General features: G+C 65.0%; 2 protein-coding genes. Both read right to left on the reverse strand.

Going from position 1 to position 1,032, the window contains the following annotated elements:
* The coding region (locus tag ABYW26_RS14725; RefSeq protein ID WP_372605671.1) for a glycosyltransferase N-terminal domain-containing protein at positions 1-652 on the reverse strand (652 nt) is incomplete at its 3' end.
* 11 nt (positions 653-663) lie between these two features.
* Positions 664-909 (reverse strand): DUF4170 domain-containing protein, encoded by a 246-nt coding sequence (locus tag ABYW26_RS14730; protein ID WP_372605672.1) that lies wholly within the window; start codon positions 907-909, stop codon positions 664-666.
* Between the last annotated feature and the right edge of the window lie 123 nt (positions 910-1,032).

Below are 1,032 nucleotides of genomic sequence, written 5' to 3' on the forward strand. Positions count from 1 at the left end.
CGGCAGCGCTGGTATTCAGCGCCAGCCACGTCGGTCGTCCGGCCAGCAGCCGCGAGAAATCCTCGCGCTCGACATCGTTGCAGGCGGGCGGGCGGTGGCCTTCGCACAGCGGGCCGACGACCTGAACCCGGTCGGGCGGAACCCCCAGCTTTAGCGCGATTGCGGCCTGATCCTCGGTCGTGGCGAAAATCTGATCGAACCGGCGCAGCGCCGCCTTGGCGGGCTTGTCCGCGCCGGTGCCGTTGGCGGCGATCAGATACAGCGGAATGGTTCGCTGGTTCAGTTCGGCAATGGCCGGCGAATAGGTTGAAAACATCAGCGCCATATCAGGGCGCCAGTGATCCAGAAACGTCCGGATCGATCCGGCGCTTTCTCCCGGTGCCATGGTGCGCAGAACCGGCAGGTTGGGCAGGTCGGCGCCTTCGGCACCCAGGCCGCTGATCAGGAAATTCAGCGTGCCGTATTCTTCGTCCAGCGCGGTCAGCAGGGCGCGCAGCGGACCGATCGGCGTTATCGACGACAGGTGCACCCACAAAAGCGGGCCGCCCGGCCGGTCGATGGCCGGGGGCAGAAGGGCGGGTCGCGTGCCGGCGGTTGGGATGTCCGCCGCCCCCGGTAACAACCCGCGCAGGCGCGCCAGTAGGCCTGTCACGCCGGAATGTGTCAGCTTTGCAGTTCCTGAGTCGGGCCGGTTTCGGCCTCTTCATCGCGCAGGCGATGCAGGTGAGCGATGAAATAACGGGTGTGGGCATCGTCAACGGTGCGTTGCGCCACGGCCTTCCATGCGGCAAAGGCGCTGGCATAGTCGGGGAAAATCCCGACCACATCGATGTTGTCGACATCCTTGAAGACGGTTTTCGTGGGGTCCACCAATTCGCCACCAAAGACGAGGTGCAGGCGCTGCGACATGTTTTTCTCCGCTTGGGTTGCAGGTTGCCGGCAGGTTAGACCATGCTGCACGGCGGCGGAAGGGGCGCTGGCCGTCAAGGCGGCCAGAAATCAGCTGAGGCGCGCAAACAGTTGACGATGCAG

This window comes from Actibacterium sp., from assembly GCF_041584535.1.
GTDB lineage: Bacteria > Pseudomonadota > Alphaproteobacteria > Rhodobacterales > Rhodobacteraceae > Actibacterium_D.

Coding starts and splice junctions, on each gene's coding strand:
- ABYW26_RS14730 (WP_372605672.1), bottom strand. CDS start 909: ATGTCGCAGCGCCTGCACCTCGTCTTTGGTGGCGAATTGGTGGACCCC.